Annotated in this window: 21 protein-coding genes and 1 tRNA gene; 14 read left to right on the top strand and 8 right to left on the bottom strand. The window is 70.0% G+C overall.

Features of this window, described 5'->3' with window-relative positions:
• Positions 1–72 precede the first annotated feature (72 nt).
• The 3 genes from ACEYYH_RS15240 (at position 73) to ACEYYH_RS15230 (ending at position 4,384) form a co-directional block, all read left to right on the top strand.
• Positions 73–1,587 (top strand): malate:quinone oxidoreductase, encoded by a 1,515-nt coding sequence (locus tag ACEYYH_RS15240; RefSeq protein ID WP_374975175.1) that lies wholly within the window; start codon positions 73–75, stop codon positions 1,585–1,587.
• Between the two features lie 56 nt (positions 1,588–1,643).
• Positions 1,644–3,671 (top strand): DUF2207 domain-containing protein, encoded by a 2,028-nt coding sequence (locus ACEYYH_RS15235; RefSeq protein ID WP_374975174.1) that lies wholly within the window; start codon positions 1,644–1,646, stop codon positions 3,669–3,671.
• 65 nt (positions 3,672–3,736) lie between these two features.
• Positions 3,737–4,384 carry a thymidine kinase gene (locus tag ACEYYH_RS15230; RefSeq protein WP_116196099.1) on the top strand — a complete coding sequence of 216 codons (648 nt, stop codon included), beginning with the start codon at positions 3,737–3,739 and terminating at the stop codon, positions 4,382–4,384.
• Between the two features lie 24 nt (positions 4,385–4,408).
• On the opposite strand, the gene ACEYYH_RS15225 is transcribed toward ACEYYH_RS15230, so the two are convergent.
• Entirely contained in the window at positions 4,409–5,239 is an 831-nt protein-coding gene (locus ACEYYH_RS15225) for a DUF1295 domain-containing protein (RefSeq protein ID WP_374975173.1), read from the bottom strand.
• 136 nt (positions 5,240–5,375) lie between these two features.
• Between ACEYYH_RS15225 and ACEYYH_RS15220 the strand changes: the two genes are divergently transcribed.
• Together ACEYYH_RS15220 and ACEYYH_RS15215 are read left to right on the top strand one after the other, a co-directional pair.
• A complete protein-coding gene (locus ACEYYH_RS15220; RefSeq protein ID WP_374975172.1) occupies positions 5,376–6,125 on the top strand; it encodes a FadR/GntR family transcriptional regulator in 750 nt (249 codons plus the stop codon).
• An 18-nt stretch (positions 6,126–6,143) separates the two neighbouring features.
• Positions 6,144–7,529, top strand: a complete 1,386-nt coding sequence (locus ACEYYH_RS15215; protein WP_374975171.1) for an alpha-hydroxy-acid oxidizing protein — start codon at positions 6,144–6,146, stop codon at positions 7,527–7,529.
• A gap of 146 nt (positions 7,530–7,675) precedes the next feature.
• Here the strand turns inward: ACEYYH_RS15215 and ACEYYH_RS15210 are convergent, their stop codons facing one another.
• The 6 genes from ACEYYH_RS15210 to ACEYYH_RS15185 form a co-directional block, all read right to left on the bottom strand.
• On the bottom strand, positions 7,676–8,452 hold the full coding sequence (locus ACEYYH_RS15210; RefSeq protein ID WP_374975170.1) for an HAD-IIB family hydrolase: 777 nt from the start codon (positions 8,450–8,452) through the stop codon (positions 7,676–7,678).
• A 54-nt stretch (positions 8,453–8,506) separates the two neighbouring features.
• Positions 8,507–8,580: transfer RNA gene (locus tag ACEYYH_RS15205), tRNA-Pro, on the bottom strand.
• 18 nt (positions 8,581–8,598) lie between these two features.
• The gene (locus ACEYYH_RS15200) at positions 8,599–10,164 is read right to left on the bottom strand and encodes a hypothetical protein (RefSeq protein WP_374975169.1); all 1,566 of its coding nucleotides are present in this window, start codon (positions 10,162–10,164) and stop codon (positions 8,599–8,601) included.
• The gene (locus ACEYYH_RS15195) at positions 10,161–10,415 is read right to left on the bottom strand and encodes a hypothetical protein (protein WP_374975168.1); all 255 of its coding nucleotides are present in this window, start codon (positions 10,413–10,415) and stop codon (positions 10,161–10,163) included. The genes ACEYYH_RS15200 and ACEYYH_RS15195 overlap by 4 nt, the downstream gene beginning before the upstream one ends.
• 108 nt (positions 10,416–10,523) lie before the next feature.
• Positions 10,524–11,456, bottom strand: a complete 933-nt coding sequence (locus ACEYYH_RS15190) for a metallophosphoesterase (RefSeq protein ID WP_374975167.1) — start codon at positions 11,454–11,456, stop codon at positions 10,524–10,526.
• Positions 11,456–14,269, bottom strand: a complete 2,814-nt coding sequence (locus ACEYYH_RS15185; protein WP_374975166.1) for a transglycosylase domain-containing protein — start codon at positions 14,267–14,269, stop codon at positions 11,456–11,458. The genes ACEYYH_RS15190 and ACEYYH_RS15185 overlap by 1 nt, the downstream gene beginning before the upstream one ends.
• A gap of 109 nt (positions 14,270–14,378) precedes the next feature.
• On the opposite strand from ACEYYH_RS15185, the gene ACEYYH_RS15180 reads away from it, so the two are divergent.
• Together ACEYYH_RS15180 and ACEYYH_RS15175 are read left to right on the top strand one after the other, a co-directional pair.
• Complete coding sequence (locus ACEYYH_RS15180) at positions 14,379–14,594, top strand: hypothetical protein (protein WP_374975165.1); 216 nt, start codon at positions 14,379–14,381, stop codon at positions 14,592–14,594.
• Positions 14,595–14,596: 2 nt separating this feature from the next.
• Complete coding sequence (locus ACEYYH_RS15175) at positions 14,597–15,064, top strand: RidA family protein (RefSeq protein WP_374975164.1); 468 nt, start codon at positions 14,597–14,599, stop codon at positions 15,062–15,064.
• Positions 15,065–15,186: 122 nt separating this feature from the next.
• Here the strand turns inward: ACEYYH_RS15175 and acs are convergent, their stop codons facing one another.
• On the bottom strand, positions 15,187–17,178 hold the full coding sequence (gene acs / locus ACEYYH_RS15170) for an acetate--CoA ligase (protein ID WP_374975163.1): 1,992 nt from the start codon (positions 17,176–17,178) through the stop codon (positions 15,187–15,189).
• Positions 17,179–17,601: 423 nt separating this feature from the next.
• On the opposite strand from acs, the gene ACEYYH_RS15165 reads away from it, so the two are divergent.
• The 7 genes from ACEYYH_RS15165 (at position 17,602) to tmk (ending at position 24,349) form a co-directional block, all read left to right on the top strand.
• A complete protein-coding gene (locus tag ACEYYH_RS15165; RefSeq protein ID WP_374975162.1) occupies positions 17,602–18,801 on the top strand; it encodes a TadA family conjugal transfer-associated ATPase in 1,200 nt (399 codons plus the stop codon).
• The gene (locus tag ACEYYH_RS15160; RefSeq protein WP_374975161.1) at positions 18,786–19,877 is read left to right on the top strand and encodes a type II secretion system F family protein; all 1,092 of its coding nucleotides are present in this window, start codon (positions 18,786–18,788) and stop codon (positions 19,875–19,877) included. The genes ACEYYH_RS15165 and ACEYYH_RS15160 overlap by 16 nt, the downstream gene beginning before the upstream one ends.
• 110 nt (positions 19,878–19,987) lie before the next feature.
• A complete protein-coding gene (locus ACEYYH_RS15155; protein WP_116196112.1) occupies positions 19,988–20,230 on the top strand; it encodes a DUF4244 domain-containing protein in 243 nt (80 codons plus the stop codon).
• Positions 20,230–20,562 carry a TadE family type IV pilus minor pilin gene (locus ACEYYH_RS15150; RefSeq protein ID WP_374975160.1) on the top strand — a complete coding sequence of 111 codons (333 nt, stop codon included), beginning with the start codon at positions 20,230–20,232 and terminating at the stop codon, positions 20,560–20,562. Before ACEYYH_RS15155 ends, ACEYYH_RS15150 begins: the two co-directional genes overlap by 1 nt.
• Positions 20,563–20,569: 7 nt before the next feature.
• The gene (locus tag ACEYYH_RS15145) at positions 20,570–20,926 is read left to right on the top strand and encodes an Rv3654c family TadE-like protein (RefSeq protein WP_374975159.1); all 357 of its coding nucleotides are present in this window, start codon (positions 20,570–20,572) and stop codon (positions 20,924–20,926) included.
• 67 nt (positions 20,927–20,993) lie between these two features.
• Positions 20,994–23,711, top strand: coding sequence for a type I DNA topoisomerase (gene topA / locus ACEYYH_RS15140; protein ID WP_374975158.1), 2,718 nt, complete (start codon positions 20,994–20,996; stop codon positions 23,709–23,711).
• A complete protein-coding gene (gene tmk, locus ACEYYH_RS15135) occupies positions 23,708–24,349 on the top strand; it encodes a dTMP kinase (protein ID WP_374975157.1) in 642 nt (213 codons plus the stop codon). The genes topA and tmk overlap by 4 nt, the downstream gene beginning before the upstream one ends.
• Positions 24,350–24,379 lie beyond the last annotated feature (30 nt).

The raw sequence follows: 24,379 nt of genomic DNA, 5'->3' as shown, positions 1-24,379 counted from the left end.
GAAACGCAGGACTTTCGGCGGGAGAGCCCGGGCAGGGTCAGGGGTGCTTTCGCGCGGAACTAGAATCGTCTGGTGACCGCAACGCCCGCTGAGAACCACGCCGACCACAACTCCCACGTCGAGACCGTCGACGTGCTGCTGATCGGCGGCGGGATCATGAGCGCCACGCTGGGCACGCTGCTGCAGGAGCTGCAGCCCGACCTGAAGATCGCCGTGTTCGAGCGACTGAGCGACGTCGCCTTGGAGAGTTCGAACGCCTGGAACAACGCCGGTACCGGCCACGCGGCCCTGTGCGAGCTGAACTACATGCCCGAGGGCAAGGACGGCTCGGTCGATCCCGCGAAGGCCATCTCGATCAACGAGCAGTTCCAGCAGAGCCGGCAGCTGTGGTCGTCGCTGGTCGAGGCCGGCGTGCTCGACGCTCCGTCGACGTTCATCAACTCCGCGCCGCACATGACGTTCGTGCGCGGCGAGAAGGATGTCGCCTACCTCAAGAAGCGCTACGAGGCCCTCAAGGACGAGCCCCTGTTCGCCGGCATCGAGTACAGCGAGGACTCCCGCGTCATCAACCAGTGGGCACCGCTGCTCATGCAGAAGCGCCGCAAGGGCGAGCCGTTCGCAGCCACGCGTGTTCCGGCCGGCACGGACGTCGACTTCGGCGCCCTCACCCGGCAGCTGGTCGACCGGCTGGCCGAGAACGGCGCCGACGTGCGCACCAACACCGAGGTCCGGGGGCTCAAGCGCCTCGCCGACGGCACGTGGAGCGTGAAGTACCGCCGCACGATCGGGCGCACCCCCGGTGAGATCCGGGTGAAGTTCGTCTTCGTGGGCGCCGGTGGCTGGGCGCTCAAGCTGCTGCAGCGCTCAGGCATCCCCGAGATCTCGGGCTACGGCGTGTTCCCCATCGGTGGGCAGTTCCTCAAGACGACGAACCCCGCCGTGGTGGCGCAGCACAAGGCCAAGGTGTACTCGCAAGCCTCTGTCGGCGCGCCGCCGATGTCGGTGCCGCACCTCGACACGCGCGTCGTCGACGGCGAGGCGTCGCTCCTGTTCGGCCCGTTCGCGACGTTCAGCCCGAAGTTCCTCAAGACCGGCTCGTGGTTCGACATCGTCGGCCAGGTGCGCCCTGGAAACCTCGGCCCGATGCTCAAGGTCGCGTGGGACAACCCGAGCCTCATCACGTACCTCGTCGGCGAGCTGCTGAAGAACCACAAGAAGAAGGTCGACAGCCTCCGCACCTTCATGCCCACCGCGAAGGACGAGGACTGGGAGATCATCCAGGCCGGTCAGCGCGCGCAGGTCATGAAGAAGGACCCCCAGAAGGGCGGCGTGCTGCAGTTCGGCACCGAGGTCGTCACCGGCGCAGACGGCACCATCGCCGGCCTGCTCGGCGCCTCGCCGGGCGCGTCGACCGCGGTCTCGATCATGCTGGGCCTTCTGAAGACCTGCTTCCCCGACCGCATCGAGGCATGGGAGCCGCGGCTGCGCGAGCTCATCCCGAGCTACGGCGAAACGCTGAACGCGCGTCCTGCGGTCGCGCGCCAGTCGCTCGACGAGACCGCCGAGACGCTGGCGCTCACCGCCTGATCCGCCGCGCGCGCTCGATCCTGGGCGTGCGGGACGTCCGCCCCTAGGGTGGGTGCATGTCGGTGTCACGGCGCGGGTGGCGTCGCTGGGGGATCGCCGCCGGGGTGCTTGTCGCGCTCGTCGTCGCGGGCGCAATCACGCTCGGCGTCGCAAGTGTCTCCGCTGCGCCCGCGGCGATCGCTGCGCGGGGGAGCGAGCGCCCGGCGGTCCTGAACGCGGTGGCGTCAGCATCCGTCGACGATTTCACGTTCGATTCGTTCCAGGCCGACTACTGGCTCGTCAGCGGGACGGGCGAGCGCAGCCGCCTGCTCACGACCGAGACGATCGTGGCACGCTTCCCCGAGGTCGACCAGAACAAGGGCATGGTGCGGGCGCTGCCCGTCGTCGACAGCGGCATCGACCTCGGCACCGTCGTCTACACGGTGACCGGCGCGGGCGGCGCGGCGATCCCGTGGTGGACCGAGCGCGACGGCGACTGGATCTACGTGCTCACCGGTGACGACTCCTTTGTGCATGGCGCGCAGACCTACGTCATCACGTACGAGATGAGCGACGTGGTATTGCGCTACGAAGACACCGCCGCCGACGAGTTCTTCTGGGACACCGTCGGCACCGATCATGCGCAGCCCTTCGACGTCGTGACCGCCGACGTGCATGTGGCGACGGATGCTGCGGCCGGCCTGATCGACGGGCGCGCGTTCTGCTACACCGGGCCGTACGGATCGACCGCGCAGTGCGCGATCGAACGTGCGCCGGAACCGGAGTCGCTCCCCGATGCCGTCCAGTCATGGGCGCGCGCCGTCGGCTCGACAGCGACGAGCGCAGTGATGTTCACGGCGGAGGATGAGGGGATCGGCCCGTACGAGAACGTGACGGTGGCACTGGGCTTCGAGCAGGGCACCTTCGCGGCACCGAGCCCGCCTCCGTCGCCTCCGTACCCGTGGTGGCTCTGGGTCCTCCCGGCGCTTGCGCTGCTGTCGGGCATCGGCGGCCTGGTGTTCGTTCTCGTGGTGAAGGCCGTCGCGCGCCGGAATCCCGACCGCTCGCCGGTGATCGTGCAGTACACGCCGCCCGACGACGAGTCGCTGACGCTGTCGGCCGGTGTGCTCGATATTCCGGAGCGGGCGCTGGCGGCACACGTCGTCGATCTCGCGGTGAAGGACGCCGTGGAGATCCGTGCCGCGGGGGACCGGAAGGACGCCGACGACTTCGAGGTCGTGCTGCGGGACACCGCCGGGCTCGACAGCGACGAGCGCCGCATCGTCGACACGCTGTTCGGACGCAAGGCTGAAGCCGGCGCTGACGTCGACCTCGGCGCGTTCGCCCGCAAGCCGCCGTCACGGGCCGTGACCTACGTGCGGCGAATCGACGAGTTCACGGTGCAGCGCGGATATCGCAGCAAGCTCCCGGACCGGATCACGCGTGTGCGCGGCTTCCTGCAGTTCGCCGGGCTGCCGCTGGCGATGCTCCTGATCTTCTTCGCCGACGGCGCGTTCATGGTGCTCGACCCGCTCGGATCCCTCGGGAACCTGATCTACTTCGCGGCGCTGGGCAGCGCCTTCTTCGCGTTCATCGGGCTGCCGTTCTTCTCCCTCCCGAAGTCGGTGCTGACGCTCGCCGGCGGCATGCACAAGACGTATCTGGAGGGCATCCGCGAGTACCTGCGGCTGGCCGAAGAGGACCGTCTGCGCGCCGCGCAGTCGCCGCAGACGGCCGACCTCGTGTCGGCGGGGCGCCGTCCGTACGGCGACGCGCCGGGCGCTCCCGGGGCGTCGGTCGTGAACCTCTACGAGCGGCTGCTGCCTTACGCGGTGCTGTTCGGCATGGAACGCGAATGGGTGAACGTCATCCGCGCGACGGGAGCGGTCGAGGTGGCATCCCAGCTCGCGCTGTTCGACGCGGTGACCTCGCGCTCGCTGTCCGACGCGTCGTCGTCGATCGGGCGCCTCGCCGCGACGCCGGTGTCGCGGCCCGGATCGTCGTCGAGCTCGTCCTCGAGTTCGAGCTGGTCGTCCTCGGGCGGATCGTCGGGCGGAGGTTTCTCGGGCGGTGGAGGCGGCGGGGGAGGCTTCGGCGGGCGCTGACGCACTGTGGGCGCGGCCGCGCCGGCACGAAGGGTGCGGCGGCCGTCACCGACTACGCTCGATCCGTGGCCAAGCTCTACTTCCGCTACGGGGCGATGAACTCCGGCAAGTCGACGTCGCTCCTGCAGGCCGCGTACAACTACGAGGAGCGCGGGCAGCACGTGCTGCTCGCGAAGCCCGCCATCGACACCAAGGGCGCCGACCAGATCGACAGCCGCCTCGGTGTGAAGCGCACCGTCGATTTCCTGGTCCGTCCGAACGACGACATCCGCGCGCTGTTCGCGGAGCACCGCGCCCGCGTCAAGGCCGAAGCGGCCGACACCCTCGTTCCCGAGTCCGACGAGCACGAGGTCGACGTCGCCTGCCTGCTGATCGACGAGGCGCAGTTCCTCACCCGCGAGCAGGTCGACGACCTGCTGCGCATCGTCGTGTTCGACGGCGTGCCGGTGCTCGCCTACGGCATCCGCACCGACTTCCAGACCCAGGCGTTCCCCGGTTCGGCGAGGCTGCTCGAGCTCGCCCACAGCCTCGAGGAGCTCAAGACGATCTGCCGCTGCGGTCGCAAGGCGCTGTTCAACGCCCGCCTCGTCGGCGGCCGGTTCGTCTTCGACGGGGATCAGGTCGCGATCGACGAGCTCACCGCCGACCGTGTCACGTACGAGTCGCTGTGCGCCGAGGACTACCTGCGCGCGTCGGGCGGCCGTCTGGAGTGACGGCTCCGGCGCGGCGGCCGCGGGTCAGACCGTCTCGGGAGCGCGTCTGCGCCGGCGGGGAAGCGGGACCAGCATCGACGTCGTGCGCTGGTACTCCCGGTAGGCCGGGTACTTCGAGGCGGAGATCGACTCGGTGAACACCGTGGAACCGATGAACAGGACCGTCAGCAGCGCTGCGCCGGCGATCGTCCAGTTCAGCCAGCTGCCGCCGTCGGCGACGAGCGCCGCCGCGCCGAGTGCGTAGAACGCCCACCACTGCGCCTGCTCGAAGAAGAAGTTCGGGTGCCGGCTGTGTGCGAAGAGCCCGGTCGTGACGAAGCCCGGTTCGAGCGTGCCGCCGGCGGACTTCTTGGCCTGGTGGAACGCCCACTGCTGCTGATCCGCGACGGTCTCGCCGACCAGGAACGCGGCGAACAGCACCGCGAACGCGGCATCCCATCCGGTGAACGGCACCGGATGCTGCCACGCGATGTATGCCGGAAGCGAGATGAGCACGAGCAGCGCGCTCTGGAAGAGCACGATGAAGAAGAGGTTGAACAGCTGGAACTGCCAGCGTGTCATTCGGCCGCGCAGGATGGCCCACCGATAGTCCTCCATGCCGGTGTAGCCGCCCTTGCGCGCGAAGTTGAAGGTGAGCCGTGCACCCCACGCCGTGACCAGGAGTGCCATCACGACGAGCCGTGACGCGTCGACGCCCGCGATCAGCGCGGCGGCGGCGAAGATCCAGACGTAGACCACGGGGACGATCGACCAGAGCCGATCGATCCAGGACGTCTCGTTCGTGACGAGCGAGGTGATCCAGCAGAACGCGGCCGCGACGCCCGCGACGATGAGGACGAGCAGGAGGGGGTCCATGGGGTCAGCGTAGTGGTCCGCGCGGACACGTGGAGTCACACGGGTTGTCTGTGGTCCGACCACAGGCTATCGTGGTCAGACCACACCGTGCCCTTCACTGAAGAGGGCGCCGGATCCGACATGGACGAGGAGATCCGTGGCAGGCACCCCGACTCCGCCCGCGCTCGCGCCCGCCCGCGCGTGGCGCGTCGTGCTCGAGAAGATCGAGACGGACCTGCTCGACGGCACCCTCAAGCCCGGAGACCGTCTCGCCCCCGAGCGTGAGCTCGCCGCCACTCTCGGTGTGGGGCGCTCCAGCGTCCGCGAGGCGCTGCGGGTGCTCGAGGTGATGGGGCTCATCCGCACGGGCACCGGGTCGGGGCCGACCTCCGGGGCCATCATCATCGCGACCCCACAGGGCGGCATGTCGGCGCTGCTGCGGCTGCAGGTCGCGGCACAGGGGTTCCCGTTCGACGACGTCGTCGCCACGCGGCTCGTGCTCGAGTCGGCCGTCGTCGACGCCCTCGCCGCCGACCCGGCGCGCTCGACGGCCCAGGCGCGCGAGGTACTCGACGCGATGGACGCCGACGACCTCACCGCGCCCGAATTCCTCGCCCTCGACGCCCAGCTGCACCTCGCCCTCGCCGAGGCCTCCGGCAACGTCGTCATCGCCGCGATGATGGCGGGCCTGCGCACCGCGATCGAGTCGTATGTGCAGGCGGGCGCGGCAGGCATCGCGGACTGGGATGCTGCCGCCGACCGCCTGCGCGATGAGCACCACGCGATCCTCGCGGCCGTCGACGCGGGCGACCCTGCGCTCGCCCGCACCCTCGTCCACGACCACATCGTCGGCTACTACGCAGCGGCGGGTCTCGCCCGCTCGACCGCCGCACGCACGCAGATCTGACCCATCGGAGAGGTATTCATGGTCACCCGCCAGTTCCCCAACCCCAAGGAGCTCCTCGAGCTCATGCAGTTCAAGAAGCCCGAGCTCGACGGCAAGAAGCGCCGCCTCGAGTCCGCGCTCACGATCTACGACCTGCGCGACATCGCGAAGCGCCGCACACCGAAGGCCGCCTTCGATTACACCGACGGCGCGGCCGAGGGCGAGCTGTCACTCTCACGCGCCCGTCAGGCGTTCGAGGACATCGAGTTCCACCCCGACGTGCTGCGTCCCGCCGAGAACGTCGACATGTCGACCGAGATCCTCGGCGGCCCGTCGGCGATGCCGTTCGGCATCGCACCGACCGGTTTCACGCGCCTCATGCAGACCGAGGGCGAGGTCGCCGGCGCCGGCGCGGCCGGGGCCGCCGGCATCCCGTTCACGCTCTCGACGCTCGGCACGACGTCGATCGAGGGCGTCAAGGCAGCGAACCCGAACGGGCGCAACTGGTTCCAGCTGTACGTCATGCGCGATCGCGAGATCTCGTACGCCCTGGCCCGTCGCGCCGCCGAGGCCGGCTTCGACACGCTGCAGTTCACGGTCGACACTCCGGTCGCGGGTGCGCGCCTGCGCGACAAGCGCAACGGCTTCTCGATCCCGCCGCAGCTGACGCTCGGCACCATCGTCAACGCGATCCCGCGCCCGTGGTGGTGGTACGACTTCCTCACCACGCCGAAGCTCGAGTTCGCGTCGCTGTCGACGACGGGCGGCACGGTGGGCGAGCTGCTCAACTCGGCCATGGACCCGACCATCAGCTACGACGACCTCGCGATCATCCGCGAGATCTGGCCGGGCAAGATCGTGATCAAGGGCGTGCAGAACGTCGCCGACTCGAAGCGCCTCATCGACGCGGGCGTCGACGGCATCATCCTGTCGAACCACGGCGGCCGTCAGCTCGACCGCGCCCCCATCCCGTTCCGCCTCCTCCCCGAGGTGGTGCGCGAGGTCGGCAAGGACGCCACGGTCATGGTCGACACCGGCATCATGAACGGCGCCGACATCGTCGCCTCCATCGCGCTCGGTGCCAAGTTCACGCTGATCGGCCGCGCGTACCTGTACGGCCTGATGGCCGGCGGACGCCAGGGCGTCGACCGCACCATCGCGATCCTGCGCAGCGAGATCGAGCGCACGATGAAGCTCCTGGGCGTCTCGTCCATCGCCGAGCTCGAGCCGCGCCACGTCACGCAGCTGCAGCGGCTGGTTCCGGTGGTGGTGTCCGCACCCGCTGCCGAGGCGGCCGTGTCGGCGCCGCGCCCGCGTGCCGCTCGTGCCACGACGGCGTCGAGCACCGCGAAGACGGATGCCGCAGCATCCCGTCCCGCAAAGGCCCCGGCCGCGAAGAGCACCGGGCCGCGCGCGAAGGCCTGATCACCGAGCTGCTCACCTGTCACGATGTGCCGCGGACCGCGGCAGATCGTGACAGGCGAGCACTCCGGTCGGCCCGAACATCGATGCTCACCTGTCACGAAGCGCCGCGACGAACGGCAGGCTGTGACAGGTGAACGGAGGCTGCGTTAGACGCGGACGGGAAGTGTGGGGATGAGCTGCTCGAGGTAGACGACCGTGTCCTCCCAGCCGTCGACGGCCTGGCAGCGCACACCCATCGCGAGGACAGGGTAGTCGTTGCCGTCGGAGTCGAGGCGGTCGCCGACGAACAGCATGTCGTCGAGGGAGATGCCGGTCTGCTCGGCCAGCTGGCGCATGCCGTAGGCCTTGTCGATGCCCCGCTCGGTGATGTCGACCGAGGTCGAGCCACCGGAGCGCACCTCGAGATCGGGCAACAGCGCCGCGACGGCGGCGCGCAGGGTGTTCTTCTTCTCGCCCGTGGGATCCCACGCCATCTTCGCCGCAACCGGAGCCTGCTGACCGAGCGCCGAGAAGGTGATCTGGGACCCGCGGTCCTCGAGGATGTCGCCCCACGTCTCGGACTCCCAGAGTCCGAGACGGCGCGCCTCGCCTTCCACGGCCGAGAGCGCGCGGGACTTCTGATCGTCCGTGAGTGAGCGCTTGTAGACCGTGACGACCTCGTCCTCGGCGAGCCGGTAGTACTGCGTGCCGCAGGTGGGGAGCAGGTGCAGACGTGCGAGAGCGTCTGCGGAGGCCTCGGGAAGACGGTCGACCACCTGCGTCGTGAACTGCGTGAGCTGGCCGCCGGAGATGATCGCCACCTCGACGCGCTCGGCCAGGGCGATCAGCAGCTCGCCCATGCGTGGGTCGATCTGGCTCTTGGAAGGGGCGAGCGTGTCGTCGAGATCGAACGCGACGAGAAGGGGCGGGGTGCTGTCGACCATGGTGTCCGTCCTTTCATGCGAAAGGCTCCGCCTTGCGGCGGAGCCTCTCTGCTGTCGGGGTGACAGGATTTGAACCTGCGGCCTCTTCGTCCCGAACGAAGCGCGCTACCAAGCTGCGCCACACCCCGTTTTGCAACCCTCCGAGTCTAACCGATCGTCAGGGGTGCTGCTGACCACGGCCGTCTCGAGGCGATGATCGCGGCGCCGAGGCTGATGAGCGCGATCGCGATGGCGGCCGGCATGCGGAGGGCAGCAGCATCCGTCCCGCTCGCGGCCAGCTCCGCGAGGCGTGGCTCGTCCGGAGCCGGCGGCGCTTCGGCAGCCGGGGTGGGCGCGGGCGTCGGTGCCGGCGGAGGCGGCGCGATCACGGCGACCTGCGAGGGCTCGCCGAATCGCTCGGTCCAGACGAAGTCGGCGCCGGTGTGGGCTGCCACGGCAGGGAGCTGATCGGCCGCACGAACGCTCCAGACGGCGGTGTAGTACCCCGGGCCTGTCATCTCCCACGCGGACGTGACGGTGTACGGCGCAGTCGGACCCTTGACAGTGTCGGTCGTGAGCTGGAGCGTGCCGACGATCGCCTCGTCGCCGGGAACAGCCGCACCGGCGACAGGCTCGGCGTCGGTGCGGTACACGACGGCACTCGCAGTCACCGGCAGGTAGGAGCCGTCGTCGGCACGCGGCCACGACCCGTCGTCGACGATGAAAGTGACCGCATCGACATACGGACCGCCGTGCGCCTCGTTCGCTGCGACCTGCGTCGAGATGGCGGGGGAGAACGGGGGGATGCGCGGGGAGGCGTCCGCCCCCGACACGTCGAACTGCACGCGCCCGGCGGGACCGGCCGTCTCCTGCCCGCCGGGCGTCGTGTAGTGACGCACCGCGGCGGCGAGGCCGGCATCGAAGCGGCCGGTCCCGCTCACGGAGTACGGGCGTCCCTCGGCAGGTGGGGCGGTGCGGAGGGCGTACGTCGAGCCGGATGAGGCGTTCTCGAGCGTCGGTGAGCCCGACTCCGCGAAGACCGCATTCGTCAGCGTGATGGTGCCGGTCGCCGGGTGGGTCGTGTCGACCCGGACCGTCCCGGAGCGGTGGTCCGCAGCATCCGTGGTGAAGACCAGGCCTCCGCTCGCCGTCGCCACACCCGGCACGGCGCGTGTGGCTTCGTCGTAGTACGCGACGGCACGCTCCTGGACGGCGCGGTCATGCTGTGGTGAGAGCGCCGACATCGTCCAGTGGATCGCCCCGGCGAGCGAGTCGCCGCGGTAGCCGAAGGCCTGAAGGGTCTCCTGCCGGTTCGCGATCGCCTTCACGGCCCACGCGACTGCGGCGGCCTGGACGGGGTCGTCCGTCTGGCCGTACGTCGTCACGAGGAGGTTGATCCCGGCGAGCTGCTGGGGTGAGAGGCCGGCGGCTGATCCGCTGATTCCGTGGTCGGTGCTCTGCCCGGTCGGGGCCGGCGCTCCCGGGGTGATGCAGTAGGTGTGAACGCCGCCGACCAGCATCGAGCCGTGCCAGCCGTAGGCGGAGATCGGCGCCCAGGTGCCGAACCCTGCGCCGCGCTCGGCGGCGTCGGCGCGGGACGGGTGGGCGATGTTCAGCGAGACGATGATCACGGAGAGGACGATGAGCAACAGGTACGCGGGCAGGCGCAAGACGCGCCCGCGGAGCACGAGCCGGATCCGAGTTGTGGGGGAGTCGACGGCGGGCATGCTCACTCCGCGTCCTCGAGGAGAGGCACGAACGGGGCGTGGCGGCCGAATCCGCGAGACGGGTGCGTGTCGCCACGATCGGCGTCGTCGGTCGCCACCGGGGCGAATGGTGCACAGGCGGCCGCGATCACGAGGGCGGTCAGCAGCGCGAGCAGTCTCAGGCGCACGGGCAACCCGATGCCGTGAACGGCCCTCGTGGTGACAAGTGTGTTCCGGAACAGGTCGTCGGCAGGTCGATGGGAACGGGGAGCAGCCATGCATCGAGGATCGGTGCCACGCGCCCGCCGGCGCGGGCCCGCAGCCGAAACTGTGCACGACCGATCGCCGAGAGCAGTTGGGGAGGAACCGTGCGCGGCCCGCCGGCGCTACGCCGTCGGAACGAGGGTGAGGAGCGAGGCCTCGGGGCGGCAGGCGAAGCGCACCGGGGCGTAGATCGAGTGGCCCAGGCCGGCGCTGACGTTGAGCGGCACCGACCGCCCGTCGTGCTTCCACGCGCTCAAGCCGCGGGCCTGACGCAGCGGGATGTCGCAGTTCGCGACGAGCGCGCCGAAGCCGGGGACGCGGACCTGCCCGCCGTGCGTGTGGCCTCCGAAGATCGCGTCGGCGCCCAGGTCGACGAAGTCGTCCAGCACTCGCCGATAAGGTGCGTGGGTCACGCCGATCGAGAGGTCGGCGGACTCCTCGGCACGGAGCGCGGCCAGGGGCTCGGGGAGCGCCTCGAGGCGGTCCCAGTGCCGATGGGCGTCGCTCACCCCGAAGGCGGCGATGCGCAGGCCCGCAGCATCCAGCGATCCGACCTTGTTGTTGAGGTCGACCCAGCCGAGTTCGCGGGTGAGGTAGTCGTCGAGGCCCTCGGTGTCGAGAGGTTCGGCGGTGTGCTTCACCTTCGAGGGACCGGTGAAGTAGCGGAACGGGTTGCGCGGCGAGGGCGCCGCGTGGTCGTTCGAGCCGTGGACGAACACGCCGGGCACATCGCGCAGCGGATCGAACGCGCGGCGCAGTCCCTCGAGGCCGTTGAAGTGGCCCAGGTTGTCGCCGGTGTTGACGACCAGGTCGGGCTGCAGCTCTGCGAGTGCGGCGATCCACTCCTGCTTGCGGTGCTGCCACGGGGCCATATGCGCGTCCGAGAGGTGGAGCACACGGATCGGCGGGGCCCCGGCCGGAAGCACGGGGACCTCATGGAAGCGGACCGTGAAGAGGTAGCGCTCGATGCCGACGCCCCAGATCGCCGCGCCCGCGCCGACCGCCCCCACCGTGCCGAGCACGGTGAGGGCGGTGCGAGCCGCGGGAGACGGCACTAGCCGTTGCCGCCGGTGCCGGGACCGCGGCCGCCGCCTGCGCCGCAGATCGCGGCGGAGTAGTCGACGGCGATCGATACGTTGCGGTTCACCACAGAGCCGGCCGCCGGGTTCGTCGCGCCCGACTTGGTCTGCGCGCCGAGACTCGCATCGACCGTGCAGGTGCCGTCGCCGACGTTGCCGAAGCCGGCGCTGCGCAGCGCCTTCTTCGCGTCTTCGAGGGTGCGACCCGACACGTCGGGCACGGTGACGCCCTCGCCGTTGCTGGGGTTGATCGTGACGGTGCTGCCGCCCGCGACCTTGCCCGGACCGGGGTTCTGTGCGGCCACCACGCCCGCCGGCTGGTCGGAGTCGACCGGGCCGCCGACCTCGACGGTGAAGCCCGCATCGGTCAGGATCTTGGTGGCCTCGTCGACCGACTTGCCGACGACGTTCGGCAGATCTGTGAGTACCTGCTTCGTGAGCTCCGAGTCGGGGGCTGCGAATCGGTCGCCACCGTATGCGTCGTTCGCGGCGCCCTGAACCGCCCTGGTGATCCGATATCGGATATCGGAGAGCTTGTTGCCGTTGTGCCACGTCTTGAAGATGTCGCCACCGCCATCGACGTTGCCTGCCCACGTCGCCGTGGCAACCTTGGTGCTCGAGGTTACGAGCCACGACTGGATCGACTCGTGCGTCCCCGTCTTGCCGATCAGAGGAACGCCATCACGCGGACTTCCGGCCGCACCGGTACCCCCGTTCATCACGCCCTGAAGCGCGTACGCGGCGGTGGCGGCGACTCGAGGCTCGATCACCTGGTTGCACGCGCGCTCCGGCTTGGGAAGCTCGTTGCCGTCGGCGTCAGTCACCCGGTCGATCACCTGCGGCTGGCAGTAGACACCGTTGTTGGCGACGGTCGCGTAGGCCTCGGCCATGGCCAGGGGCGACACCGCCGTGATTCCGATGACCGAGGTCAGCGTGGTCAGCTCGGCGGGCTTGTTGTTGAAGGTGTCGATGACGCCCATCCTGGTCGCAACATTGCCTATGTCGCAGAGATTGAGCTTCTCGGCCATGGCGAAGTAGCCGGTGTTGAGCGAGTCGCGTGTGAACTGCATCGGGTTGCCGACGTATCCGCGCTGCTTGTTGAAGTTGTTCACGACCGTGTTCGTGGTGTTGACCCAATCGGCGGTACAGGTCTTCATCCGCTTGAACACCCGCGTGGAGCCGTTGAGCGTCTCGTTGACCGAGTGACCCTTCTCTAGCCAGTCGATGAGCGTGAAGAGCTTGAAGGTCGATCCGGCATTGAAACCTCGCGAGTTGCCGAACGCCGTATCGCCCGCGTAGACCTGGGCCGAGTAGTTCCAGTCGTCGGCGTGCGCGGCGTCCTCGCTGAACTTGGTGTTCTGCGCCATCGCGAGAACGCGACCGGTGGTCGCTTCCACGCTCACCGTGGCCGAGCCGAAGCGGCCCGGCGTGTAGTCCGGGGAAGTTGGCATTTCGGCGCTGGTCGGCGCGTTCGCGGCCATCGCCTGCTCCGCCGGCATCTGCACCCGCGGGTCGAGCGTTGTGTAGACGTTGAGGCCGCCGCGCTGCAGCGTGTCCTGGCGATCCTCCCGGCTCTCGCCGAACGCGGGGTCGTTCAGGATGACGTACTTGACGTACTGGCAGAAGTAGGCGGCTCCGCCCGCGTTCGCGCAACCGGTCTTGGGCTCGACGATGCTTGGCGTGATCGGCCAGATCGCTGCCTCGACGTACTGTTCCCGGGTGATCTTGCCGTCGTCAAGCATGCGGTTCAGGACGTAGAGCTGACGAACCTTCGTCGAGGTGTAGCCGTCCGCTGCGGCGAACTTCTGCTCTTCGGTGATGTCGCCGGACGCCACGAGTGCATCGAGAGAGGCGAGGTTCGCCCCTTCATCGATGGCGCCGTCTGGCGCTTTGTTGAAGGTCGCGCCGTCCGAGCCGAAGATGGAGCCGCCCGCCCGGTCGATGCGGTAGCTGTTCGGGTTCTGCACCATGCCGGCGAGAGTCGCGGCCTGCGCCACCGTGAGGTTGGCTGCGGTGGTGTTGAAGTAACGGCGGGCGGCGGCTTCGATGCCGTACGTGATGCCGCCGAAGTTGGCAATGTTGAGATACCCGAGCAGGATGTCGTTCTTCGAGTACTTCTGCTCCAGAGAGATGGCGTAGCGCATCTCCTGCAGCTTGCGCGTGTAGCCCTCGGCACCCTCAGCCGTGGTCGCATCGCTCCAGCAGTTCAGGAGGGCCTGTTCGCGGCTGACTTTCACGACCGGGAGGCCGGTCGCCTCGTCGGTGACGATCTCGCCAGCCTCGTCCGTCTCGTACTCGGCTTCGGCGTTCTGCTCGCACTTCTGGATCAGCACGTTCTTCACATACTGCTGGCTGATCGACGACCCACCCTGTGTCTCGCTGGCTCCGCCGGCGTTGGACAGGAGCGCGCGCGTGGTGCCGATGAGGTCGATGCCGCCGTGCTGGTAGTAGCGCGGGTCTTCACTCGACAGAAGTGCGTCGTACATGACGGGATTGATCTGGTCGAAGTTGACCGGTGTGCGGTCCTGCTCGAGGAACTGCGTCATGAGCGACGGCTGCCCCGTGGCCGGATCGGTGTAGTAGAAGTTGCTCGGGAGCATGAGCTTGTCGATCTCGAGCGAGCTCGGGAGGTTGTCGAACATCGTGATCGCGCGCTCTGCCGCGGTGCTCGTGATCGCGACCGCGGGGGTGACGGTCGCCGCAATGAGGACACCGGCTGCGGCACTGAGGCCGACGAGCCCGGCGAGTCCGCCGAGCACACCGGTGGCCGTGCGTTTGGTATCAGGCATAGGGTTGATCGTAAGGGAGATACCTGGGCGATCCATCAGCGACGCTCAGCTGGCCGGGGTGTTTCCCAGCCTTCACCAGCCGTCCTTTCCGCACACTCGAGGAGTCGCGATGACGACGTGGGAGTACCTCACCACGCCCCTTCTGATCCACAACACCGCAGCGATCCTCAACAATTGGGGCAAGCAGGGCTGGGAGCTCGTGCAGATCGTGCAGGGTCCCGAGGGCGGCCTCGTCGCCTACTTCAAGCGCCCGTCCGGGGGTGGCCAGCAGAACGTGGGACTGGATGCCGCGGCCCAGGCCGCCAAGCAGTTCGAGGAGGCCTGAGCATGCGCGTCAGTGAGCGCCTCGCCGAACTCGGCATCGATCTTCCCGATGTCGTCCCGCCCGTCGCGGCGTACGTGCCCGCGAAGGCGCACGGCGACCTCGTCTACACCGCCGGCCAGCTGCCGATGATCTCGGGTGCTCTGCCCGCGACCGGCAAGGTCGGCGAGGGGCACGGACTCGTGCCTGCCTCAGACGCGAAGTCGTACGCGCGCCAGAGCGCCCTCAACGCCGTCGCGGCCGCGGCCGCAGCCGTCGGCGGCGTGGACCGCCTCACCGGCGTCCTCAAGGTCACCGGGTTCGTCGCCTCCGTTCCCGAATTCACCGGCCAGCCCGGTGTCATCAACGGCGCGAGCGAACTGCTCGGCGAGGTCTTCGGCGACGCCGGCAAGCACGCCCGCTCGGCCGTCGGCGTCCCGGTGCTGCCGCTGGACGCCCCCGTCGAAGTCGAGGTCGTCTTCTCGTACGCGTGATCGTCCTCGCCGCTCGTTGAGCGAGCGAAGCGAGTCGAAACGCCCCGGACTTTGCGCAAGGCCCGGGGCGTTTCGACTTCGGGCGCCTGAGCGCCCTTCGCTCAACGAGCGGGGGCTCTTGGTTACTTGACCTGTGCGGAGATCACCGACATGACGGCGGTGTCGGCGAGGGTCGTCGTGTCGCCGACCTCGCGACCCTCGGCGACGTCGCGCAGCAGTCGGCGCATGATCTTGCCGGAGCGGGTCTTGGGCAGCTCGCCCACGATGTAGACGTCGCGGGGGCGCGCGATCGGGCCGATCTGCTCGCCGACCCACAGGCGCAGGCTCTGCGCGAGGCCGTCGGGGGAGTGGGCCGACAGGTACGACTGCTTGATGATGACGAACGCGACGACGGCCTGGCCCGTGGTCTCGTCGGAGGCGCCGACGACCGCCGCCTCGGCGACGGCCTCGTTGCCGACCAGCGCCGACTCGATCTCGGTGGTCGACAGGCGATGGCCCGACACGTTCATCACGTCGTCGACGCGGCCGAGCAGCCACACGTCTCCGTCGTCGTCGAGGCGCGCGCCGTCGCCGGCGAAGTAGTAGCCCTGCCTCTCGAACTTCTCCCAGTAGGTCTCGACGAAGCGCTCCGGGTCGCCCCAGATGCCGCGGAGCATCGACGGCCACGGCTCGGTGATGACGAGGAGGCCGCCGTTGCCGTTGCCGACGTGCGTGCCGTCCTCGTCGACGACATCGATCGAGATGCCGGGAAGGGGCACCTGGGCCGAGCCGGGCTTGGTCTCGGTGACGCCAGGGAGAGCCGACACCATGATCGAACCGGTCTCGGTCTGCCACCACGTGTCGACGATCGGCGCGGTCTTGCCGCCGATGATCTTGCGGTACCACATCCACGCCTCGGGGTTGATGGGCTCGCCCACCGAGCCGAGGAGGCGGAGCGACGACAGATCGAACTGCTTCGGGATGGCGCGGCCGAGCTTCATGAACGAGCGGATCGCCGTCGGCGCGGTGTAGAGCACCGTCACGCCGTACTTCTGCACGATCTCCCACCAGCGCCCCGGGTGCGGCGCATCCGGCGTGCCCTCGTAGAGCACCTGCGTCGCGCCGTTGGCGAGCGGGCCGTACGTGACGTAGCTGTGGCCGGTGATCCACCCGATGTCGGCGGTGCACCAGTACACGTCGGTCTCGGGGTGCAGGTCGTGGACCACCTTGTTCGTGAACGCGGACTGTGTGAGGTAGCCGCCCGAGGTGTGGAGGATGCCCTTGGGCTTTCCGGTGGTGCCCGACGTGTAGAGGATGAACAGCGGGTTCTCGGCGGGGAAGGCCTGCGCCTCGTGTTCGGCGGACGCCGCGGGAACGACATCGTGCCACCACAGATCGCGACCCTCGGCCCAGTCGACCTCGTTCTCGCCGCGCTTGACGACGAGCACGTGCTCGACGGTCTCCTGCACGCCGGTGCCGCGGTCGCCCAGGGCGAGGTCCACGGCGGGCTTGAGCGGCGAGACCTTGCCCTTGCGGTAGCCGCCGTCGGCGGTGATGACGAGCTTGGCGCCGGCGTCGTCGATGCGGGCGCGCAGGCTGTCGGCCGAGAAGCCGCCGAACACGACGGAGTGGACGGCGCCGATGCGCGCGACAGCGAGCATCGAGGCCACGGCCTCGGGGATCATCGGCAGGTAGATCGCGACGCGGTCGCCTTGGCCGATGCCGAGACCCTCGAGCACGTTCGCGAGCCGCTTCACCTCGTCGGTGAGCTCGGCGTAGGTGACGCGGCGCTCGTCGCCGGGCTCGCCCTCCCACAGCAGCGCGACGCGGTCGCCGTTGCCTGCCTCGACGTGCCGGTCGAGGCAGTTGTACGCCACGTTGAGCTCGCCGTCGGCGAACCACTGCGCGAACGGCGGGTTCGACCAGTCGAGCACCTCTGTGAAGGGCTTGTGCCAGTGGAGGTCACGGGCCTGGTCGGCCCAGAAGCCGAGGCGGTCGGCCTTCGCCGCTTCATACAGCTCGGCGGTCGCGATCGCGTTGTCGGCGAACTCGGCCGTGGGCGCGAAGCGCCGGTCCTCGTTCAGCAGGTGGTCGATCTGGCTGCTGGCTTGCGTGACAGGGGTCTGTTCGCTCATGGGAGCGCGCTCCTTTGCGGGCTGGGTCGAGGCCGAGGGGTGTCGGCGAGTCTGCGAGGAAATGTACCCACCGCCGCCGGAACCGACTACCCCCGATAGTAGGGGGCGCCCTATACATCGATCCCGACCGATATATCAGTGAGAATCCTCTCCTTTTCGTTTTGTGAGGACCCTTACCTCGCATATGCTGACCGATGGCCGAACATCGATTCTGGCATTGCGGCACCCGACGTCACCCCCCGAATTCGGGGCCGCGCTTGGCGGCATCCCATTCCCCCCATGGGATGCCGCCTCTATTTATTGGGAGCGGTTTCGCGGCCGTGCGCGTGCGGCGGCTCCTCCCCAGCGGCCGTCTTGGCCGAGCTCTCCACCGATGACCTCGGTTCGCGGTAGGCGGCGACCGTATCTTCGTAGCGTCGGAGCATGTCCGCACCGTTCGTCGTCCGTCCCCGCTCCGGGGCAGTGGGCGCGCGCAGCGCGAGGGATCGATGGGATGCTGCGGCCCGACCCGGGTCCGTGGCGCCGACGGTGCCCGTGCCGCGGGCGGAGGCCGTTGCGCCGACCGGTGCGCCCGCTCCGACGGCGGAATCCGTCGGAGCATGGGTGCCGCGTCGGATCGACGCTGCCGAGGTCGCGCCGCCGGAACCGGTGAGGGGGCGCGTGCCCGCGCGGGCGTCTGCCGAGCGGCATCCGGTCCTCGCGCCGTTCGCGGCCTACCTCGACGATCCGCAGGTCACGGACCTGTTCGTCAACGGTGCGGCGGGACTGTTCGTGGATCGCGGCGCCGGAGTCCGACCGGCCCGCGAGTGGCGCGCCACGGCGGACGAGGTGCGCGATCTGGCCGTTGCAATCATCGGGCTCGGCGGCAGGCACATCGATGACGCATCACCGTGCGTCGACGTGCGTCTCGAGGGCGGCATCCGCGTGCACGCCGTCCTTCCGCCGATCGCACCGGAGGGCACGGTCCTGTCGATCCGCGTGCCGCGCCTCGGCGCGGCGACGCTCGACGACCTTCAGCAGACCGGCATGTTCGACCGGGCCGCGCGCCGCCGGCTGGACGAGGCGATCGCGCGTCGAACGAACCTGCTCGTCTCCGGCGCCGCCGGCGCCGGCAAGACGACGCTGCTCGCGGCACTCCTCGCTGCGGCGCCGGCGCACGAGCGGATCGTCACGATCGAGGACGTCGCGGAGCTGCGCGTCGCGCACCCGCACCACGTACGCCTCGAGGCGCGTCAGCCCAACATCGAGGGCAGCGGCGGGGTGGGGCTCGCACGACTGGTGAGAGAGGCGCTGCGGATGCGGCCCGACCGGCTGGTCGTCGGCGAGTGCCGCGGCGACGAGGTGCGCGAGCTGCTGTCGGCGCTGAACACCGGCCACGACGGCGGCGCCGGCACCGTGCACGCGAACGGACTGCACGACGTGCCGGCCCGGCTCGAGGCGCTCGGCGCACCCGCCGGACTCGACGACCGCGCGCTCGCTCGCCAGGCGGCCAGCGCGATCGGACTCGTCGTGCACGTGGAGCGGGGCGCGGACGGCTCGCGCCGCATCGCCGGGGCCGGTCGCCCGGTCGTCGATGGCGACGGGCGTCTCGCGATCGAGGAGGAGCGATGGGACTCTCGCTGACGCGGGGCGCGAGCGCAGGGAGCGTCCGGCGGCAGACCGGGGCTTCGTCGTCCTCCCGGGCGCCGGGATCGACCCGGAGCCGGGGGTCCCGGTTCCGGGAGTCGGCGCGGACCCCGGTATCGGCGGCCGACGTCGCCGAGACCGTGCTGCGGCTCGCGGTGCTGCTGCAGGCGGGGGTCGCGCCGGCTCGCGCGTGGGAGCATCTCGCCCGCGCCGGGGACCCGGCTGCTCAGCACGTCGCCACGGCGCTCGGGCGGGGGATGCCGCTGCCCGAGGCGGTCGCGACCGCGGGGGCGGGCGCCTGGCGCGAGGTCGGCGTCGCGTGCCAGGTCGCGCTGACCGTCGGCGCGCCGCTCGCCCAGTGCCTGCGCGGGCTCGCCGCCGCGCTGCGCGACGCGCAGGAAGCGGCCGACGACGTGCGGGTGGCCCTCGCCGAGCCCGCGGGAACGGCCCGGCTCATGGGCTGGCTTCCGCTCGTCGCGGTGGGACTGGGCGCAGCGCTGGGGTTCGACACGTTCGGCATTCTGTTCGCGAACCCGCTCGGTCTGGCCTGTCTCGCGGGCGGCGCGGTGCTCATCCTGGCCGCCCATCGTTGGACGAAGCGGCTCGTGCGCACGGCCGCGACGTCGGAGCATGCGCCGGGTTTGGATGCGGAATTGATCGCCATCGCGCTGAGCGGCGGAGTCTCCATCGATCGGGCGCGAACGGTCGTGCGCGAGGCGCGTCGAGTGGGGGCGCCCAGGGAGGGCGCCGGCAAGGATGCCGACGCCGCACCCGCCTCGGCGACCGCTGACGGTGCCGCACCGGGCGCAGAAGAGAAAGGAACCGGCGGATCGGACGACGTGGACGCCGTGCTCGCGCTGTCGCGGACAGCGGGCGTGCCCGCCGTCGAACTGCTGCGGGCTTCTGCCGCTCACGCCCGGCATCGCGCCCGTGTCGACGCCCGCCTGCGTGCCGCGCGCCTCTCGTCGCGACTGCTCCTTCCGCTGGGGGTGTGCACGCTGCCGGCCTTCCTCCTCCTCGGCGTCGCGCCCATGCTGCTCAGCGTCATGTCGACGGCGTCGGTCTCGCTGTGACGGACACTGCTCGCGACCCGCGCGCCCGCCACGCCGCGACCGCATCGGCCATCCCTTGCCCGCGCCCCAGACCGTGCCCGACACCACGAATCCATCGAACGGAGAACCCCATGTCCCTGTCCCCAACCGACCGAGTCGTGCCCCTTCTCACACGCCGCCGGGCCGAGCGCCTCTTCGCACCGCGCGAGGGCGACCGCACCTGGGCCGACGACACCGGAGCCGCGACGGCCGAGTATGCCATCGCGACGATGGCCGCCGTCGCCTTCGCCGGCCTGCTCGTCGTCATCATGCGGTCCGACGAGGTGCGCACCATCCTGACCGATCTCGTACGACGCGCGCTCACGGTGGCGTGATGCGCCCGCGGCTGGGCGACGACCGCGGTGCGGTCGTCGCCGAGTTCGCGGTCGCGCTCCCGGCTGTCGTCCTCGTGCTGGTCCTCGGCGTGGGAGCGCTCGCCGGGGCGTCGCGACAGGTGCGGCTGCAGGACGCAGTGGCGGATGCCGCGCGGCTGAGCGCACGCGGCGAGCCCGAGGAGCGCGTGCGCGAGGCCGTCGCCACGACGGTGGAGGAGGCATCCGTCGACCTCAGCTCCCGAGGGGATCTCGTGTGCGTGTCGGCCTCGGCGCCGGCGCTGTTCGGATTACGGGTCACCGCGTCCGGCTGCGCCCTGGCGGGCGGGCTGTGATCGTGTCGTGCGACGTCGTCGCTCCACCGGCGAGCGGGCCGGGCTGATGGCGGGGACAATGGCGGCGGTCGGGATCCTCTCGGCCGCAGCCGTGCTCGCGGTGGGGCTCGCGGGCGCCGGCGCTGCTGCGGTCGCGAGCCAGCGATTGGCCTCCGCGGCGGACGCCGGCGCGCTCGCCGCGGCGGACGCGGCATCCGGCGCGGTTCCCGGCGCTCCCTGCGAACGTGCTGCCGAGGTCGCGGGCACTTTCGGCGCCATCCTCGAGGCCTGCGAGCTCGACGAGCTGATCGCGACGGTCACCGTCTCTATCAGCCTCGGGCCGGTCCCCGCGCGGGCCTCCGCACGGGCGGGGCCGCCGCCGTGATCACGTCTCACAGCCCTTGCACCGAGAAGTGGCGTGTATGGTTTGCGTCGAAGAAAGGACGCCCCCGTTGGCAGAAGGCAAGAAGCTCGTCATCGTCGAGTCACCGACGAAGATGAAGTCGATCCAGGGGTACCTCGGCGATGGCTACGAGGTGCTCAGCTCGGTCGGGCACATCCGCGACCTGGCGGACAAGCGCGACATCCCGGCCGATAAGAAGCAGGCCTATGGGAAGTACTCGATCGACATCGACAACGGCTTCGACCCCTATTACGTCGAGAGCGAGCGCGGCAAGAAGACGGTCGCCGAGCTCAAGCGCGCGCTGAAGGGGGCGGACGAGCTGCTGCTCGCCACCGATGAAGACCGCGAGGGCGAAGCCATCGCGTGGCACCTGCTGCAGACGCTCAAGCCGAAGGTCCCCGTCAAGCGCATGGTGTTCCACGAGATCACCAAGGACGCCATCCAGGCCGCCGTCGGCAACACGCGTGAGCTCGACCTCGCGCTCGTCGACGCGCAGGAGACCCGCCGCATACTCGACCGCCTGTACGGCTGGGACGTCAGCCCCGTGCTCTGGTACAAGGTGCAGCAGGGCACGTCCGCCGGCCGTGTGCAGTCGGCGGCGACACGACTCGTCGTCGACCGCGAGCGCGAGCGCATGGCGTTCGTGTCGGCGTCCTACTGGGACATCGAAGCGCTCGCCGCACCGAACCGCCCGCAGGGGATCGACGAGTCGTTCTCGACCCGCCTCGCCCGCGTCGACGGCGCGGTGCTCGCCCGCGGCACCGACTTCGACGACCGCGGTGAGCTCAAGAAGGCGGTGCTCGTCCTCGACGAGGCGCAGGTGCGCGAACTCGCTGCCGCGATCGAGGCGGCGGCCGAGGCATCCGTCACCGCTCTCGAGTCCAAGCCCGGAACCCGCAGCCCCAAGCCCCCTTTCACGACCTCGACCCTCCAGCAGGAGGCCGGTCGCAAGCTCTCGATGAGCGCGAAGCACGCCATGGGCGTCGCACAGCGCCTCTACGAGAAGGGGTACATCACCTATATGCGCACCGACTCCACGGCGCTGTCGACGCAGGCCGTGCAGGCCGCGCGCGAGCAGGCCGTCGCGATGTACGGCGACAAGTCGGTGCCGCCGAACCCCCGCAGCTACCGCAACAACAGCAAGAACGCGCAGGAGGCGCACGAGGCCATCCGCCCGTCGGGCGAGACGTTCCGCACGCCGTCGGAAGTGTCGGGCCAGCTCGACCGCGACGAGCTGCGCCTGTACGACCTCATCTGGAAGCGCACGATGGCCAGCCAGATGTCGGACGCGAAGTACGAGACCACCACCGTGACCCTCGAGGTCTCGGCGGCCGGCCGCCGCGCCGAGTTCACGGCATCCGGAACCGTCTACACCTTCAAGGGCTTCCTCGAGGCCTACGAAGAGGGCCGGGACGAGAAGCGCGGCGACAGCGACAAGAGCGACGACCAGTCGCTGCCCGCGATGGCCGTGGGTGACGTGCTGCGCCTGCGCGACGTCGAGCCGAAGGGCCACGCGACCAGCCCGAAGCCCCGCTACACCGAAGCGAGCCTCGTCAAGGCGCTCGAGGAGAAGGGCATCGGTCGCCCCTCGACGTTCGCGAGCATCATCGACGTGATCCTGGGCCGCGGCTACGTCACCAAGCGCGGCCAGGCGCTCATCCCGAGCTGGCTCGCGTTCAGCGTGGTGAGGCTGCTCGAGCAGCACTTCGCCGACCTCGTCGACTACGACTTCACGGCCGCGCTCGAGGACGACCTCGACGCGATCGCCCGCGGCGAGCAGAAGCGCCAGGACTGGCTGCAGGACTTCTACTTCGGGGGAACCGACCACGTGGGCCTGCGCAACATCGTGGACAACCTCGGCGAGATCGACGCGCGCGCGCTCAACTCGACTCCGATCGGCGACGTCGCCACGCTGCGGTTCGGCAAGTACGGCCCGTACCTCGAGGTGCCTGACAAGGAGAAGCCGGAGGCCGAGCCCCGCCGCGTCAACATCCCCGAGGATCTCGCGCCCGACGAACTGACCCCGGCGCGCGCACAGGAGCTCATCGACGCCCCGGTGGCGGGCGACCGAGTGCTGGGGGAGAACCCCGCCAACGGCAAGCTCGTCGTCGTGAAGGACGGCCGCTTCGGCCCGTACGTGCAGGAGAACGACCCGCCCGCGGCGGAAGAGGTCGACGAGGAGACCGGCGAGGTCGTGGCCGTCGAGCCGGAGCCTGCGCCGAAGAAGCGCGGAGCGAAGAAGGAGGCCGCGCCGAAGCCGCGCACGGCCTCGCTCTTCAAGTCGATGTCGGTCGACACGATCGATCTCGACACGGCGCTGAAGCTCCTCGACCTCCCTCGCACGGTCGGCGTCGATCCGGAGACGGAATCCCCGATCACGGCCCAGAACGGCCGATACGGGCCCTACCTCAAGAAGGGCACCGATTCGCGCACGCTGCAGAGCGAGCAGCAGATCTTCGACATCACCCTCGATGAGGCGCTGGCGATCTACGCGCAGCCGAAGTACGGCGCCCGCGGCGCGTCGTCGGCGCTCAAGGAGTTCGAGGCCGACCCCACCAGCGGGAAGGCGATCAAACTGAAGGACGGCCGCTTCGGCCCGTACGTCACCGACGGAGAGACGAACGCGACCATCCCGCGCGGCGAGGACGCGATGGAGGTCACGTTCGAGCGCGCGGTGCAGCTGCTCGCCGACAAGCGTGCGAAGGGCCCGGCCAAGCGCCCGGCACGCCGCACGACGACGACGCGCAAGCCCGCGGCGAAGAAGTGACGGCGGCCGGCGACACCGCCCGTGGACTCTTCGTCACGTTCGAGGGCGGCGACGGCGTCGGAAAGACGACGCAGGCGGCGCTCCTCGACGCCTGGCTGACGGATGCCGGACGCACCGTCGTGCGCACGCGCGAGCCCGGCGGCACCGAAGTGGGCGTGCTCATCCGTGACATCGTCCTCCACCACCGCGGCGAGGTCGCCCCCCGCGCGGAGGCCCTGCTCTACGCCGCGGACCGGGCGCACCACATCGAGACGCTCGTCCGCCCCGCGCTCGCTCGTGGCGAGGTCGTCATCCAGGACCGCTACCTCGACTCGTCCGTCGCGTACCAGGGCGCCGGGCGCGTCCTCGGGCGCGACGAGGTGCGCGAGCTGTCGCTGTGGGCGACCGGAGGCCTGCTCCCGGACGTCACGGTGCTCCTCGACCTCGATCCCGCATCGGCCCGCTTGCGCCTCGACGCCGACGACAAGCCGTTCGACCGCCTCGAGGCCGAGCAGGAGCACTTCCACGCCCGGGTGCGGGAGGAGTTCCTCGCGCTCGCCGCCGCCGAGCCCGACCGCTTCCTCGTGCTGGATGCGGCGCGTCCGCCGGACGAGCTCGCCGCCGCGGTGCGGGCACGCGTGGAGCCGCTTCTCGCATGAGGCGAACGCTCGGCCTGCGCACAGCCGGTG

The organism is Microbacterium trichothecenolyticum, from assembly GCF_041938625.1.
In the GTDB taxonomy this organism is placed as follows: domain Bacteria; phylum Actinomycetota; class Actinomycetes; order Actinomycetales; family Microbacteriaceae; genus Microbacterium; species Microbacterium trichothecenolyticum_D.
This window is presented reverse-complemented; position numbering and strand designations above follow the sequence as displayed.